General features: G+C 73.6%; 11 protein-coding genes and 2 pseudogenes. 12 read left to right on the top strand and 1 reads right to left on the bottom strand.

The features are described 5' to 3' along the window. Positions 1-5 precede the first annotated feature (5 nt). Together ACWEFB_RS36315 and ACWEFB_RS36310 are read left to right on the top strand one after the other, a co-directional pair. Positions 6-173, top strand: a complete 168-nt coding sequence (locus ACWEFB_RS36315; protein WP_452292783.1) for a hypothetical protein — start codon at positions 6-8, stop codon at positions 171-173. 16 nt (positions 174-189) lie between these two features. Continuing rightward, on the top strand, positions 190-774 hold the full coding sequence (locus ACWEFB_RS36310) for a hypothetical protein (RefSeq protein ID WP_452292782.1): 585 nt from the start codon (positions 190-192) through the stop codon (positions 772-774). Positions 775-825: 51 nt separating this feature from the next. Here the strand turns inward: ACWEFB_RS36310 and ACWEFB_RS36305 are convergent, their stop codons facing one another. Next, a complete protein-coding gene (locus ACWEFB_RS36305; protein WP_452292781.1) occupies positions 826-1,107 on the bottom strand; it encodes a hypothetical protein in 282 nt (93 codons plus the stop codon). A gap of 1,036 nt (positions 1,108-2,143) precedes the next feature. Between ACWEFB_RS36305 and ACWEFB_RS36300 the strand changes: the two genes are divergently transcribed. The 10 genes and pseudogenes from ACWEFB_RS36300 to ACWEFB_RS36255 all read left to right on the top strand — a co-directional run bounded on the left by ACWEFB_RS36300 (position 2,144) and on the right by ACWEFB_RS36255 (position 14,516). Continuing rightward, positions 2,144-2,593: an SAV_6107 family HEPN domain-containing protein gene (locus ACWEFB_RS36300; RefSeq protein ID WP_452292780.1), complete on the top strand. Its 450-nt coding sequence runs from the start codon at positions 2,144-2,146 to the stop codon at positions 2,591-2,593. Positions 2,594-2,702: 109 nt separating this feature from the next. Then, positions 2,703-3,455, top strand: coding sequence for a hypothetical protein (locus ACWEFB_RS36295; RefSeq protein ID WP_326563213.1), 753 nt, complete (start codon positions 2,703-2,705; stop codon positions 3,453-3,455). A 108-nt stretch (positions 3,456-3,563) separates the two neighbouring features. Then, positions 3,564-5,162: a DNA polymerase Y family protein gene (locus ACWEFB_RS36290; protein WP_452292779.1), complete on the top strand. Its 1,599-nt coding sequence runs from the start codon at positions 3,564-3,566 to the stop codon at positions 5,160-5,162. A 33-nt stretch (positions 5,163-5,195) separates the two neighbouring features. Further along, a pseudogene (locus ACWEFB_RS36285) lies at positions 5,196-5,741 on the top strand (PHP domain-containing protein); the annotation flags it as partial. A 159-nt stretch (positions 5,742-5,900) separates the two neighbouring features. Further along, a pseudogene (locus ACWEFB_RS36280) lies at positions 5,901-8,705 on the top strand (error-prone DNA polymerase); the annotation flags it as partial. Between the two features lie 34 nt (positions 8,706-8,739). Continuing rightward, positions 8,740-9,519, top strand: coding sequence for a methyltransferase domain-containing protein (locus tag ACWEFB_RS36275; protein WP_442791982.1), 780 nt, complete (start codon positions 8,740-8,742; stop codon positions 9,517-9,519). Beyond that, positions 9,516-10,757: an alkaline phosphatase family protein gene (locus ACWEFB_RS36270; RefSeq protein WP_452292778.1), complete on the top strand. Its 1,242-nt coding sequence runs from the start codon at positions 9,516-9,518 to the stop codon at positions 10,755-10,757. Before ACWEFB_RS36275 ends, ACWEFB_RS36270 begins: the two co-directional genes overlap by 4 nt. Before the next feature lie 102 nt (positions 10,758-10,859). Further along, positions 10,860-11,366, top strand: coding sequence for a 2Fe-2S iron-sulfur cluster-binding protein (locus ACWEFB_RS36265; RefSeq protein ID WP_452292777.1), 507 nt, complete (start codon positions 10,860-10,862; stop codon positions 11,364-11,366). Then, positions 11,363-12,364, top strand: coding sequence for an FAD binding domain-containing protein (locus ACWEFB_RS36260; RefSeq protein ID WP_452292776.1), 1,002 nt, complete (start codon positions 11,363-11,365; stop codon positions 12,362-12,364). The genes ACWEFB_RS36265 and ACWEFB_RS36260 overlap by 4 nt, the downstream gene beginning before the upstream one ends. A gap of 52 nt (positions 12,365-12,416) precedes the next feature. Next, positions 12,417-14,516 carry a xanthine dehydrogenase family protein molybdopterin-binding subunit gene (locus ACWEFB_RS36255; RefSeq protein ID WP_452292775.1) on the top strand — a complete coding sequence of 700 codons (2,100 nt, stop codon included), beginning with the start codon at positions 12,417-12,419 and terminating at the stop codon, positions 14,514-14,516. Positions 14,517-14,583 lie beyond the last annotated feature (67 nt).

The raw sequence follows: 14,583 nt of genomic DNA, 5'->3' as shown, positions 1-14,583 counted from the left end.
ACCGGGTGGCGTTCGCCGGCTACGAGAACCGGATGGGCCCGTACGGCACCGTCAACCGAGACCGCCCGCCGGGCGGCACCAGCGGCTTCGCGCCGAGCACCCGACGGGGCATGATGATGGGCGGCATCCAGAAGGGTGCGAACGCGATCGCCCTCCGGGCGTACGGCGGCTGACCATGTCGGGGATCGGATGACCAGCTTTCCGGCCGAGGCGCGTCATGTCAGGGACACCGACCTGCCGGTGCACCACCGGCTCTGGGCGTTGCGCGGCTGCGCACTGAGCTTCCCGCCGTACGGATTCCGCGCGACCTGGCACCATCTGGTCCGCTCCGCGCGCATTCCGTACCGGCTCGACGACGACCCGGATGCCCTGGTCCGGGCGGTGGACGAACTTGAAGCCGCCCGACAACTCGCGCTCGGGTACGCCACCCCCGTGGTGGCCGCCCGCCGCCGGTCGAAGGCCGGCGGGCAGCGTGTCCCGGTGGTGTCGAGCCACTGGGTGTTCGGACAGTGGTCCTCGCTGGCCTACTGCCCGGACTTCACCCACCACCCCGACGAACCGCTGCCCGTCGTGGTGGGCCGGGTCGTCGCCGCCCACCGCGCCGGGACCGTCGACCCCGGACGGTGCACGGTCTGCGGTGCGGACCGCACCAGACCCCGGGCCTGCACCCGGTGCGGGGTCCACCCGGACGGTCCGGCCGCGCCCTCGGCCCGTTTCCGGCACCCGGACGAAGCCGACCGCTGGCGACGCACCTGGCAACGATCCGGGCCGTGAACGGCACCGACCGGTCGGCGGCCCGGCCCAGCGCCAGCAGTGCCTCGGCCCCTACCCCAGCCGACGGGTGCGGTCCTTCGGCGGTTGGGGTGTGGGCGGTTCGGGGATGACGAACAGTATGCGGCGCTCGGCCATCCGTTTGCGGAGCCGGCGGACCATCCTCAGGAGCAGGCCGAACAGATCCCGGAGCGCTATCCCGACGACCAGGGCCAGCAGGGAGCCGATCACCTTGGCGTGCCAGCCGCCCTCGGCGAACCGGCCCGGAAGTTCGGTCGCGGCGACGAACCCCGCAAACAGCCGCCAGCCCATCTTCGGCTCGTCCCCGTTCGCCACGCACACATCCTGGCACCCGTGTGCCACCAGATTCGTCCCCCGAAAAGGAGCGCCTCCCGGTGCATCGCCGGTGAGCTGATCGGCCGGGGAGTGGTGGGCGGCCTCAGCGTCCGAGGGCGTGGGTGACGGCGGCTTCGACGCGCAGCCGGGTGGTGGGGAAGACGGGTACGGGATGCGCCGCGTGGGCCGGCCGTGGCATCGACGGCGGGCCCACGCGTACGGCGTCGTCCCTGGTGGGGGCGGCGCCGGGGCGCCCCGTACACACCGCCCGGGCCGGCGGTGCCGGTGGTTCACCGGGACGGGTCGGATGATCGGGTTACCTGCTTCGGCACCTGTTGATCAACGATGTGCAGGCTAGCCAGCCTGTCCCCATGAACGGGGGAAGCGCAGATGAAGCTCGTACGACCGGGTCGTGAAACAAGCCCGCCCCGGTGCGCGGCGGGCGGGCGTGGCCGATCCGGGCCCGCCTCCCGTTCCCGGTGGCACGACTCCGGGAAGTGTCGGCCCCGGTCGATGTCCCCGCCGGTGCCGGTGACGGGTGGCGTCCGTGGTGCCGGGCCTGGTTTCCCGGGCTCCGGGCCGGTTCCGGGCCTGGTCCGCTTCGGTACGGGTGGCTGGTTCCGGTCGGTCGGGACCGGTGTCTCGGTGGTTGCGTTTTTGTCGGGGGCGCGGTGTACTGTCATCAGTAGTTAGAACGCGTGTTCGATTGAGTTGTTGATTGAGTCGAACGCTCGTCCTGACCACCGGGAGCGGCGTTCGCGGCGTAGTTCCCGGCGTGCGGTTCCGCGGACCGCGCGGGCTCCGGGCACACCAGTCCGGGCCACCAAGGCAGGATCACCGTTCGCCGCCCACGACCCCCGGGCGGCGGGCGGTGACCCCGCCGGGTCAGCCGGCCGGGTGCGGTGTGGGGAAGCACCCACATCCGGCCGGCACCACCGGTGCGTCTTCCTCCGCAGCGGGCTATTCGACAGTGCGTGGCCATCCGGGCTCCCCGCCCGACCGGTGGCGACACGGCGGCGACGCGGAGGAGAGTCCCATGCCGACCAGCCCGGTTCAGGTGCCGACGGTGCCGGCGCACATACTGCCGCACCGGACTCCGGCCCAGCTGCTCATGATTGCCCGGCGCGGGCTGGCGGAAGCCGCCCAGACCCGACCCGACGGGCTGCGGTACGCGGCGGCGCACCTGGCCGCCCTGCGCGCCGCCGCGGCGATGCTCGCCGCCCGTGCCCGTCCCGCACCCACCCGCCGCAACCGGGTCACCAGCGTCTGGGCCCTGCTCGTGCTCGTCGCACCGGAGCTGGGGGAGTGGGCTACCTACTTCGCCACCGGCGCGACCAAACGGGCCGCCGCCGAGGCCGGCATCCCCCGGGTGGTGACCGCCCGGGAGGCCGACGACCTGCTCCGCTCGGCCGAGCAGTTCGTGGCCGTGGTCGAGGCCGCGCTCGGCCTGTCCCACCAATCCGCCATCGACGGACTCGCCGCCTGAGCGGCAACCGGACCCGCACGGACCGACCGGCGGTAGCGGCGACCGAACTGGCACGGACCGATCGGCGGTAGCAGCGGCACAGACACTTCAACGGGGATGGGTGAGTTCCATGGCGGGCCGGATGACGGTCGGGTCGGCCGCGCTGGCGGACCTGGTCCGGCCGGCGAGCGCCCCGGACGCCGCCGGTGCCTACCGGACGCTGCCGGTGCTGCCCGAACTGATCGGCCTGCTGCCCAACCGGGGACTGCGCCGGGGCAGCACGGTGGCGGTCGGCACCGGCCAACCGGCCCGCAGTGGCGGCACCTCACTCCTGCTGGCGTTGCTCGCCGAGGCATCTCGCGCCGGTTCGTGGTGCGCGGTGGTCGGCGTACCGACTCTCGGCATGGTCGCGGCGGCCGAACTCGGCATCGCGCTGGATCGGCTCGCCCTCGTACCGCACCCCGGCCCGGAGTGGGCCACCGTGGTCGCCGCCCTGATCGACGGGGTCGACGTGGTGGTCATCGCCGTACCGGGCACGGTCAGCGCCACGGTCACCGACCGACTGGCCGCCCGAGCCCGGCAGCGCGGCAGCGTGCTCCTCCCGTACGGGCAGTGGGCCGGTGCCGACGTCACCCTCCGGGTGGTCGCGGGGGCGTGGGAGGGGCTCGGCCAGGGGCGGGGTCGGCTGCGCCGGCGCGAGGTGACCGTCTCCGCCCGGGGGCGGGGTGCCGCCGCCCGTCCCAAGGAGATCAAGGTCTGGATGCCCGGCGACGACGCCACCCGTGTGGTCAAGCCGGTCGGTGGCACCCGGACGGCCGGATCGTCCGCGACCTGGCCGGAGCCGGTGTCCCGGCGTACCCCGCTCACCCTGGTCGGGCCGTGAGGCGCCCGACCGTGCGCGTCCCGGGACGGGGCAGCGCGGGCAGCCCCGCCAAACTAGAATCGAACACATGTTCTAAGGTGGCTCGACGGGCTGGTCGAGAGGGGCGTGATGGGGGGCGGGACGGGGGAGACCGGGCGGCCGGCACCGGTGCGCACGCTGCTCGTCTGGTGCCCGGACTGGCCGGTCATCGCGGCCGAGATCGTCGACGGGGTGCCGGCGTCGGCCCCGGTCGCCGTGTTGCACGCCAACCGGGTCCTTGCCTGCTCCACCGCCGCCCGTGCCGAAGGGGTGCGCCGTGGGCTGCGTAAACGGGAGGCACAGAGCCGCTGCCCGCAACTGATCGCGGTCGACCACGATCCCGGTCGGGACGCCCGCGCCTTCGAGTCGGTGGTCGCCGCGATCGAGGAGGTGGCCGCCGGGGTCGAGGTGATCCGGCCGGGTGTCTGCGCGCTCGCCGCTCGCGGCCCTGCCCGCTACTTCGGTGGCGAGGAACAGGCCGCCGAGCGGATCGTCGAGCACGTCGCCCAGACCTGCCTGGTGGAGAGCCAGATCGGCATCGCCGACGGGCTGTTCGCCGCAGGCCTGGCCGCCCGCACCGGGCAGATCGTCCCGCCCGGCGGTGCTCCGGAGTTCCTGGCCGACCTGCCGGTGGAGGCACTCGGCCGACCGTCCCTGACCGACCTGCTGCGCCGGCTCGGGCTGCGTACCCTGGCCGATTTCGCGGCCTTGCCCGCAGGCGACGTGCTGGCCCGGTTCGGGTTCGACGCCGCGCTCGCCCACCAGCTCGCGGCCGGCCGCGACCACCGCCGGCTCGCGGTCCGCCGCCCGCCGCCCGACCTGGCCGTGACCGAGACGTACGACGAAGCGCTGGACCGGGTCGACGCCGCCGCGTTCGCCGCCCGTGCCCTCGCCGAACGGCTGCACGAGACCCTCGCCGGACACGCCCTGGCCTGCACCCGGCTCGGCATCGAGGCGGTCACCGAGCACGGCCAGGAACTGCACCGGGTCTGGCGGCACGACGGGCTGCTCACCTCGGCCGCGATCGCCGACCGGGTGCGCTGGCAGCTCGACGGCTGGCTCTCCGGGACCAACCGGCGCCCCGGTACCGGCGGGCGGATCGCACCGTCCCGGCCGACCTCGGGGATCATCCGGCTCCGGCTGATCCCCGACGGGCTGCTGGCCCAGGCCGGCCTCCAGCCGGGACTGTGGGGCGAGACCGGCGTCGAGCGGGACCGGGCGCACCGGGCGCTGAGCCGGGTGCAGGGCATCCTCGGCCCCGAGTCGGTGCTCACCGCCGTGCTGGGCGGTGGGCGGTCCGACGCCGACCGGGCCCGGCTGGTGCCGTGGGGCGACGAACGGACCCCCGGTCGACCGGCGGAGCCGCCCTGGCCGGGGCGGTTGCCGCCGCCGGCACCGGCGGTGGTGCTGGCCGCGCCGCTGCCGGCCGCGGTCTACGACGACGCGGGTGAACCGGTCACGGTGACCGCCAGGTTGCAGGTCAGTGCCGCCCCGGTCCGGCTGGTGGTGGGCGCCGCCGCGCCGGTCGAGATCGTCGGCTGGGCCGGGCCCTGGCCGCTGGACGAGCGTTGGTGGGCGCCGGCCGAGTCCCGGCGCCGGGCACGCTTCCAGGTCCGGCTCGCCGACGGGGGTGCGCTGCTGCTCTCCCTCGCCGGTGGCCAGTGGGCGGTGGAGGCGGTTTATGACTGACCACACCGCCGAGCGGGAAGCGGGTGCTCACCGGTGAGCTTCCACAACCCGAAGATGCCCTGGTCGGAGCTGGAACGTACGCTGTCGGGCCGGCGTAAGGCGGGCGACGGGCCGGCCGGTCACCTGCACGTGGTGGACCCGCTCGCCGACGAGGCACCGGCCAGCCGGCGGCGGGAGCGTTACGCCTCACCGGCACGGCCGATCACGCCCCCCGACGGCACCGTCCCGTACGCCGAACTGCACGCGCACACCAACTTCAGCTTCCTCGACGGGGCCAGCCACCCGGAGGAGATGGCCGAGGAGGCGGCCCGGTTGGGGCTGACCGCGCTCGCGGTGACCGACCACGACGGGTTCTACGGTGTGGTCCGGTTCGCCGAGGCGGCTCGGGCCCTGCACCTGCCCACCATCTTCGGTGCCGAACTCTCCCTCGGCCTGCCCGGACCGGCCAACGGTGAACCGGATCCGCTCGGCCGGCACCTGTTGGTGCTCGCGCACGGCCCGGAGGGGTACGCCCGGCTGGCCCGGACCATCGCCCGTGCCCAGTTGCGCGGCGGCGAGAAGGGCCGTCCGGTCTACGGCGCCCACCGGAACGGGCCGGGGGGTGACACCACCGGCGGCGGCCCCGGCACGACGGGCGCGGGCGGTGGCGGCCGGTCGGGGCGGACCGGCGGACGGTCCCGGTCGGGGCGTACCGGTGACACCCTTCCGCTGGTCGACACCGGTGCGCTGATCGGCGCCGACCTGGAGGAGATCGCCGCCGACCTGCGCGACCACGTCCTGGTGCTCACCGGGTGCCGCAAGGGGCCGGTGCCGGCGGCGCTGCTCACCGACGGGGTCGAGGCGGCGGCCCGGGAACTGGACAGGTTGACCGCGCTGTTCGGGGCGGAGACGGTGGCGGTGGAGCTGACCGACCACGGCGACCCGACCGACTCCGACCGCAACGACGCCCTCGCCGACCTGGCCGCCCGCGCCGGACTGCCGACCGTGGCCACCAACAACGTGCACTACGCGACCCCGTCGCGGCGGCGGCTGGCCACCGCGCTGGCGGCCGTACGGGCCCGGCGCAGCCTGGACGAACTCGACGGGTGGCTGCCGGCGGCGGCCACCGCCCACCTGCGCGGTGGGGCCGAGATGGCGGCCCGGTTCGCCGCCTACCCCGGTGCGGTGGCGCGGGCCGCCCGGTTCGGTGCCGAGCTCGCCTTCGACCTGCAACTGGTCGCGCCCGACCTACCCGCCCACCCGGTGCCGTCCGGGCACACCGAGATGACCTGGCTGCGCCGGTTGACCATGGACGGGGCGCTGGAGCGCTACGGCCCGCGCGAGGCCCACCCGCAGGCGTACGAGCAGCTCGAACACGAGTTGAAGATGATCGACGAGTTGGGTTTCCCGGGCTACTTCCTGGTGGTGCACGACATCATCACGTTCTGCCGGCGGAACAACATCTACTGCCAGGGGCGCGGCTCGGCGGCGAACTCGGCGGTCTGTTACGCGCTGCGGGTCACCAACGTCGACGCGGTCCGGCACCACCTGCTCTTCGAGCGTTTCCTCGCCCCGGAACGCGACGGGCCGCCCGACATCGACGTGGACATCGAGTCCGACCGGCGGGAGGAGGTGATCCAGTACATCTACACGAAGTACGGCCGGGAGCACACCGCGCAGGTCGCGAACGTGATCTCGTACCGGCCCCGGTCGGCGGTGCGGGACATCGCCAAGGCGTTCGGTTTCTCGCCCGGTCAGCAGGACGCCTGGAGCAAGCAGATCGACCGGTGGGGTGAGGTGGCGAGCGTGGACGTCGAGGAGATCCCCGAGCACGTCGTCGCGTACGCCAACGAGTTGCAGACCTTCCCCCGGCACCTGGGCATCCACTCCGGCGGCATGGTGATCTGCGACCGGCCGGTGATCGAGGTCTGCCCGGTGGAGTGGGGGCGGATGCCCGGCCGCAGTGTGCTCCAGTGGGACAAGGACGACTGTGCCAACGCCGGGTTGGTCAAGTTCGACCTGCTCGGGCTCGGCATGCTCTCCGCGCTGCACTACGCGTACGACATGATCGGGTCCACCCTCGACCTGAGCAGCATGACGCTGGACGACCCCGAGGTGTACGACATGCTCTGCCGGGCCGACTCGGTCGGGGTGTTCCAGGTGGAGAGCCGGGCCCAGATCGCCACCCTGCCCCGGCTCAAGCCCCGCGAGTTCTACGACCTGGTGGTCGAGGTGGCGCTGATCCGGCCGGGCCCGATCCAGGGCGGCTCGGTGCACCCGTACATCCGGCGCAAGAACGGGCAGGAGGAGGTGACGTACGCCCATCCGCTGATGCGCAACGCGCTGGAGAAGACGCTCGGGGTGCCGCTGTTCCAGGAGCAGTTGATGCAGCTCGCGATCGACCTGGCCGGTTTCGACGCGGCCGGTGCCGACCAGTTGCGCCGGGCGATGGGATCGAAGCGGTCGACCGAGCGGATGGACCGGATCCGGGACCGGCTCTACGCCGGCATGGCCGAGCGGGGCATCACCGGTGAGCTGGCCGACGACGTTTTCCTCAAGCTCTCCGCGTTCGCCAGCTTCGGCTTCCCGGAGAGCCACGCGATGAGTTTCGCCTACCTGGTCTACGCCTCCTCCTGGCTCAAGCGCTACTACCCGGCCCCGTTCCTGGCCGCGCTGCTCAACGCCCAGCCGATGGGTTTCTACTCGCCGCAGACCCTGGTCGACGACGCCCGCCGGCACGGGGTCGAGGTACGCCGGCCGGACATCAACGCAAGCGGCGCCCGGGCGGTGCTGGAGTCCACCCCGCAGACCAGGTGGGGCAGCGGGCCCGGTGAGCCGTCGCACCGGTGGGGGCTGGGCGGCCCGGCGGTGCGCCTGGGACTGGCCGGGGTCCGCACCGTCGGCGTCGACCTGGCGGAGCGGATCGAGGCGGAACGGACCGCGCACGGCCCGTACGCGGACATGCCGGACCTGGTCCGCCGGGTCGGCCTGCCGGCCGCGCAGTTGGAGGCGCTGGCCACGGCGGACGCCTTCGCGTGTTTCGGGCTGAGCCGGCGGGCGGCCCTCTGGGCGGCCGGTGCGGCGGCGCAGGAGAAGCCGGGCCGGCTGCCGGGCACGGTGGCCGGTGCGACCGCGCCCACCCTGCCGGGCATGTCGGCGGTGGACCGGCTGGTCGCCGACGTGTGGGCCACCGGGCTCTCCCCGGAGAACCATCCGGCCCGGTTCGTCCGGGACCGGCTCGACGCGCTCGACGCGGTGCCGATCGCGAAGCTGGGCCAGGTGGAGTCGGGTCGGCGGGTCCGGGTCGGCGGCATCGTCACCCACCGGCAGCGGCCGGCCACGGCCGGTGGGGTGACCTTCCTGAACCTGGAGGACGAGACCGGCATGCTCAACGTGATCTGTTCACCGGGGCTGTGGCAGCGCTACCGGAAGGTGGCCCGGACCAGCAACGCCCTGGTGGTGCGGGGTCGGCTGGAGCGGGCCGAGGGGGTGACGAACCTGATCGCCGACCGGCTGGACACGATCACCGCCCCGGTCACGCCCGCGTCCCGCGACTTCCGCTGACCCCCGCGCGAGGGGGTGGCCTAGGCTCGTCCGGGTGGAGCGAACACAGATCGGGTCCGGCGCGGTGCGCGGCCGACCGGCGCCAGCAACCGGACCGTACCCGGCCCCGCGTACGGCAGTGGTCTGGGCGGTGCTGCGCCGGGAACTCGACCGGCTCGCCGGGCGGACCCTGACCGTCCTGGACGTCGGCGGCGGCACCGGCGGCTTCGCCGTACCGCTGGCCGAGGCCGGGCACCGGGTGACCGTGGTCGATGCCAGCCCGGACGCACTCGCCGCGCTGACCCGGCGGGCCGCCGAGGCGGGGGTGGCCGACCGGATCCTGGCCGTCCAGGGGGACGGGGACGCTCTCGCCGGGCTGGTCGAGCCGGCCGGCGCCGACCTGGTGCTCTGCCATGCCGTGCTGGAGGTGGTCGACGATCCGGCCGGTGTGGTGGCGGCGGTGGCGACCGCGTTGCGCCCCGGCGGGGCGGCGAGTGTGCTGGTCGCGAGCCGGGCGGCGGCCGTACTGAGCCGGGCGATGAACGGGCACCTCGACGTCGCCGCCGCGCTGCTCGCCGACCCGGACGGGTGCGCCGGGCCACGGGACACCCTGCGACGGCGTTACGACGCGGAGACCGCCGCCGCGCTGCTCGGCGCCGCCGGGCTGCGGGTGGAGCAGACCCACGGCGTACGCGTCTTCGCCGATCTGATTCCCGCCGCCGCTGCCGACGGTGACCCGCAGGCGCTGCTGGACCTGGAGATCGCCGCGGCGGCCCTGCCTCCCTACCGGGACATGGCCGCCCAACTGCATCTCTTCGCCCGCCGCCCCGAATGACCGGTCCCTCGGCCCGGCCCGACCCCGCCGCCCGGCCCGGTGCGGTGACGCTGCCGTTCGGTGCCCACGGTCCGTTCGACCAGGTACGACCGGAGTACGGCGGGGACAGTCTCGCCGACCTGCTGCCCAGCGTGCTGGCGGTGCTCGGGGTGCCGGGGGCCACCGATCCGCTGGGGCTGACCGCCCAACTCGCCGGCGTACGCCGAATCGCGGTCCTGCTGGTCGACGGACTCGGCTGGTACCAGTTGCCGACCGCGGCCCCGTACGCGCCGGTGCTGACCGACCTGGCGGCCCGGACCGGTCGGCCGCTCACCAGCGGGTTCCCGTCGACCACCCCGACGAGCCTGGTCAGTCTCGGCACCGGGGCGGCGCCGGGGGCGCACGGGGTGCTCGGTTTCCGGGTCAACGTGCCGGGCACCGACCGGGTGCTCACCCACATCAACTGGTCCGGTACGGCCGACGACCCCCGGGCCCCGGACCCGGATCCCCGCACCTGGCAGCCGTTGCCGACCCAGTTCGAACTGGCCGAGGCGGCCGGGGTGGCGGTGACCGTGGTGAGCCGTCCCGAGCATGCCGGCAGCGGCCTGACGGTGGCGGCCAACTCCGGTGGTGTCTACCGGGGCGCCGCCGAGGTGGACACGCTGGCCACCGAGATGCTGGCCGCGCTGACCGCCGGTCCCGGTCCCACCCTGGTCTCCGGTTACCACCCGGACATCGACAAGCACGGGCACCTGTCCGGGGTCGACTCGACGGCCTGGCGGGAGGCGGTGGCCGACCTGGACCGGCTGCTCGACCGGTTGGTCCACGGGCTGCCGGCCGATGCCGCGCTGCTGGTCACCGCCGACCACGGGCAGCTCAACGTTCCGCCGGACCGGCGCTTCGATCTCGATCTCGATCCGCGGCTGCGGGCCGGGGTACGGGTGGCGGCGGGTGAGCCACGGGTCCGTTACCTGCACGCCCTGCCGGGGGCGGTGGACGACGTGCTGGCAGCCTGGACCGAGGTGCTGGGACCGGCGGCGTGGGTGGCGCCGAGGGCGGAGGCGGTCGCCGCCGGCTGGTTCGGCCCGGTGCCGGAGGCACACCTGGCCCGGATCGGCGACGTGGTCGTCTGCTGCCGCGACTCGTACGCGGTCCTGGCCACCCGCACCGACGCCCCGATCGAGGCGAACCTCGTGGCGTACCACGGCTCCTGGACCGCCGCCGAGATGACCATCCCCCTCCTCCTCGCCCGCCCCTGACCCCCGGAGGGGGAGGGCAGGTGAGGAAACGGGTGTTCGGGTTCCTGGATTGGGCTAGTTTCAGGTGATTCGTGCATCCGTTGGTGGGGCGAGGGGCGGGCAGTGGATACCGAAGTGACGTTGCGGGTGGACGGGACCGTCTACACGCTGGGGGTGGACACCCGGACCACGCTCCTGGACGCGCTGCGGGAGCGACTCGGCATCACCAGCCCCAAGAAGGGCTGTGACCACGGGCAGTGCGGAGCCTGCACGGTCCTGCTCGACGGGTGGCGGTCCAACAGCTGCCTCGCCCTCGCCGTCGCCCACGACGGAGCGGAGATCACCACCGCCGCCGGGCTGGCCGTCGACGGCAACCTGCACCCGATGCAGGAGGCGTTCGTCGAGTGCGACGCCTTCCAGTGCGGCTACTGCACCCCCGGCCAGATCGTCTCCGCGGTGGGCATGCTGGACGAGGTCGACTCCGGGTGGCCGAGCGCGGTGACCGCCGCCGGTGACGTCGAGGTGGTGCTCGACGAGGCGGAGATCCGGGAACGGATGAGCGGCAACATCTGCCGGTGCGCGGCGTACGCCAACATCGTCCCCGCCATCGCCCGGGTGGCCCGGCGATGAGGCCGCTGCGCTACGCCCGCGCCCAGGACGTACCCCAGGCGGTACGGATGCTCGCCGAGGCGCCGTACGGGGCGTACCTCGCCGGCGGGACGAACCTGGTCGACCTGATGAAGCTCGGAGTGGCCACACCGGAACTGCTGGTCGACGTACGCCGGCTCACCTCCGAGCGGATCGAGGACCTGCCCGACGGCGGGATCCTGATCGGCGCGGCGGTACGCAACAGCGAACTGGCCGCCGACCCGACGATCCGTACCCGCTATCCGGTGCTCTCCCAGGCGCTGCTCGCCGGTGCCTCGGGCCAGTTGCGCAACCTCGCCACCACCGGCGGGAACATGCTCCAGCGCACCCGCTGCCCGTACTTCCAGAACATCACCACCCCGTGCAACAAGCGGGTACCCGGCACCGGGTGCTCGGCCCGCGAGGGGCACCAGCGGGACATGGCGATCCTCGGCGCCTCCTCGGAGTGCGTCGCCACCCACCCGTCGGACATGGCGGTCGCGCTGGCCGCGCTCGACGCGGTGGTGCGTACCCGGGGACCGGACGGCGACCGGAGCATCCCGCTCACCGAGCTGCACCGGCTGCCCGGCGAGGAGCCCGGCCGGGACACCGTCCTGCGCCACGGCGAGCTGATCATGAATGTGGAGCTGCCGCCGCTCGGGTTCGCCGCGAACTCCCGGTACCGCAAGGTCCGCGACCGGGCGTCGTACGCGTTCGCCCTGGTCTCGGTGGCCGCGGCGGTCGACGTGGTGGACGGCGTCGTACGCGACGTCCGGCTCGCCCTCGGCGGGGTGGCGCACAAGCCGTGGCGGGCCAACCGGGCCGAGGACCTGCTCCGGGGCGCCCCGGCGACCGAGCAGAGCTTCGCCGAGGCGGCCGACGCCGAACTGGCCGCCGCGCGTCCGCTGCCCGGCAACGCGTTCAAGGTGCCGCTGGCCCGCGCGGTCATCATCCGTACCCTGCTCGACCTCACCGAGGACCTGGCCGAGGACGGCCGGTGAGCGGGGGAGACCGGGCCGGACGACCGGGCGCGACCGACGGGAGAGAGCGCGGATGACGATCACGCCACGGGCGATCGGTCGGCCGATGAGCCGGATCGACGGCCCGGACAAGGTACGGGGCCTGGCCCGGTACGCCTTCGAACACCCGGTCGAGGCACCGCTCTACCTCTACCCGGTGCAGTCCACCATCGCCACCGGCCGGATCACCGCGATCGACACCGTCGCCGCCTGCGCCGAACCGGGGGTGGTCGCCGTACTCACCCACGACAACGCGCCCCGGCTGGACAAGGTGGAAAGCGGCGAGCACGTCATCCTCCAGTCGGACCGGGTCGCCTTCCGGGGCCAGTTCATCGGCGCGGTGCTGGCCGAGACCCCGGAGACCGCCCGGTACGCCGCCGGCCTGGTCCGGTTCACCTACGCCGCCGGCCAGCCCGACCTGGACCTGCGGGTGGACCGGGACGACTTCACGGTGCCGGCGCAGGTGCTGCCGCAGTTCCCGATGAACACCACCCAGGGAGACGTCGACACCGCGCTCGCCACGGCCGCGGTCACCCTGGACGCCACGTACACCACGCCGATGGTCCATCACAATCCGATGGAGCCGCACAGCACCGTCGCGCACTGGACCGACAACCGGCTCACCCTCTACGTCTCCAGCCAGGGGGTCTACCGGGTCAAGCAGGTGGTGATGGCCCTGTTCGCGCTCGAAGCCGACCAGGTACGGGTGATCTCCCGGCACGTCGGCGGTGGATTCGGCTCCAAGGTGCTGCCGCGCGCGGACGTGGTCCTGGCCGTCATGGCCGCCCGGATGCTGCCCGGTCGGCCGGTGAAGTTCGCGCTCACCCGCCAGCAGATGTTCGCCCAGGTCGGCTACCGCTCCCCGACCATCCAGCGGGTCCGGCTCGGTGCCGACGGCGCGGGCCGGCTGGTGGCGATCGAGCACGGTTCGGTGGAGCAGACCTCCAGGGTGGTCGAGTTCGCCGAGCACGCCACCCGGATGACGCAGAGCGTCTACGCCGCCCCGCACCGGCGCAGCTCGCAGCGGCTGGCGGCGTTGGACGTACCGACGCCGAGCATCATGCGGGCGCCGGGGGAGACGCCGGGGATGTGGGCGCTGGAGTCGGCGATGGACGAGATGGCCATCGCCTGCGGGATGGACCCGATCGAGTTCCGGATCCTCAACGAGCCGAGCGTGCACCCGACCACCGGCCTGCCGTTCTCCAGCCGGAACCTGGTCGAGTGCCTGCGTGAGGGGTCCCGCCGGTTCGGCTGGGAGGGGCGCGATCCGACGCCGGGCAGCCGCCGGGAGGCGGGCTGGCTGGTCGGTACGGGGGTGGCCGCGTCGACGTACGGGGTGCTGAGCTTCCCCGGTTCGGTGGCCCGGATCCGGCTCGGCACCGACGCTCGGTACGCGGTCGAGATCGCCGCCGCCGACATCGGCACCGGTGCCTGGACCGCGCTGACCCAGATCGCCGCCGACGCGCTGGGGGTGGGGGTCGACCGGATCGATCTCGCCATCGGGGACACCGTCCTGCCGATGGCGACGGGGGCCGGTGGTTCGACCGGGATCACCTGCTGGGGGTCGACGATCGTGGCGGCGGCCGAACAGTTCCGCCGGACCCTGGCCGACCGGTACGGCGGGCAGGTGCCGCCGGACGGGCTGGAGGTCGAGGCGGCGATGCCGGTGAACCCGCACGTCGGCAAGTTCGCGATGGACAGCTTCGGCGCCCAGTTCGCCGAGGTACGCGTACACCCGGAGACCGGTGAGGTACGGGTGACCCGGCTGCTCGGTGTCTTCGCCGTCGGGAAGGTGATCAACGCGAAGACCGGTCGGTCACAACTCATCGGCGGCATGACCATGGGGCTGTCGATGGCGTTGCACGAGCACAGCGTGCTCGATCACCGGTTCGGTCACGTGGTGAACCAGGACCTGGCCCAGTATCACGTGGCGAGCAACGCGGACGTGGGTTCGGTGGAGGCGTACTGGGTGGACGAGCACGATCCGTACGTGAATCCGATGGGGTCCAAGGGGATGGGTGAGATCGGGATCGTGGGGACGGCGGCGGCTGTGGGTAATGCGGTGTTTCACGCTACGGGGGTTCGGGTTCGGGATCTGCCGTTGACTTTGGACAAGCTTTTGGGGCGGTTGTAGGGGGTGGAGGTTGGGGGCGGCGTGCCCCGCGAAGGCCGTCAAGCTTGATCCCTTCGCGGGTCACGCC

It is taken from the genome of Micromonospora sp. NPDC004704 (assembly GCF_053601675.1).
Note: the sequence above shows the minus strand (reverse complement) of the source record. Positions and strands in the feature narration are given on the sequence as shown.

Excerpts from the sequence above, each read along its gene's own strand:
- ACWEFB_RS36260 (WP_452292776.1), top strand. The coding sequence starts at position 11,363 with ATGAGGCCGCTGCGCTACGCCCGCGCCCAGGACGTACCCCAGGCGGTA.
- ACWEFB_RS36295 (WP_326563213.1), top strand. The coding sequence starts at position 2,703 with ATGGCGGGCCGGATGACGGTCGGGTCGGCCGCGCTGGCGGACCTGGTC.
- ACWEFB_RS36270 (WP_452292778.1), top strand. The coding sequence starts at position 9,516 with ATGACCGGTCCCTCGGCCCGGCCCGACCCCGCCGCCCGGCCCGGTGCG.
- ACWEFB_RS36310 (WP_452292782.1), top strand. The coding sequence starts at position 190 with ATGACCAGCTTTCCGGCCGAGGCGCGTCATGTCAGGGACACCGACCTG.
- ACWEFB_RS36255 (WP_452292775.1), top strand. The coding sequence starts at position 12,417 with ATGACGATCACGCCACGGGCGATCGGTCGGCCGATGAGCCGGATCGAC.
- ACWEFB_RS36300 (WP_452292780.1), top strand. The coding sequence starts at position 2,144 with ATGCCGACCAGCCCGGTTCAGGTGCCGACGGTGCCGGCGCACATACTG.
- ACWEFB_RS36290 (WP_452292779.1), top strand. The coding sequence starts at position 3,564 with ATGGGGGGCGGGACGGGGGAGACCGGGCGGCCGGCACCGGTGCGCACG.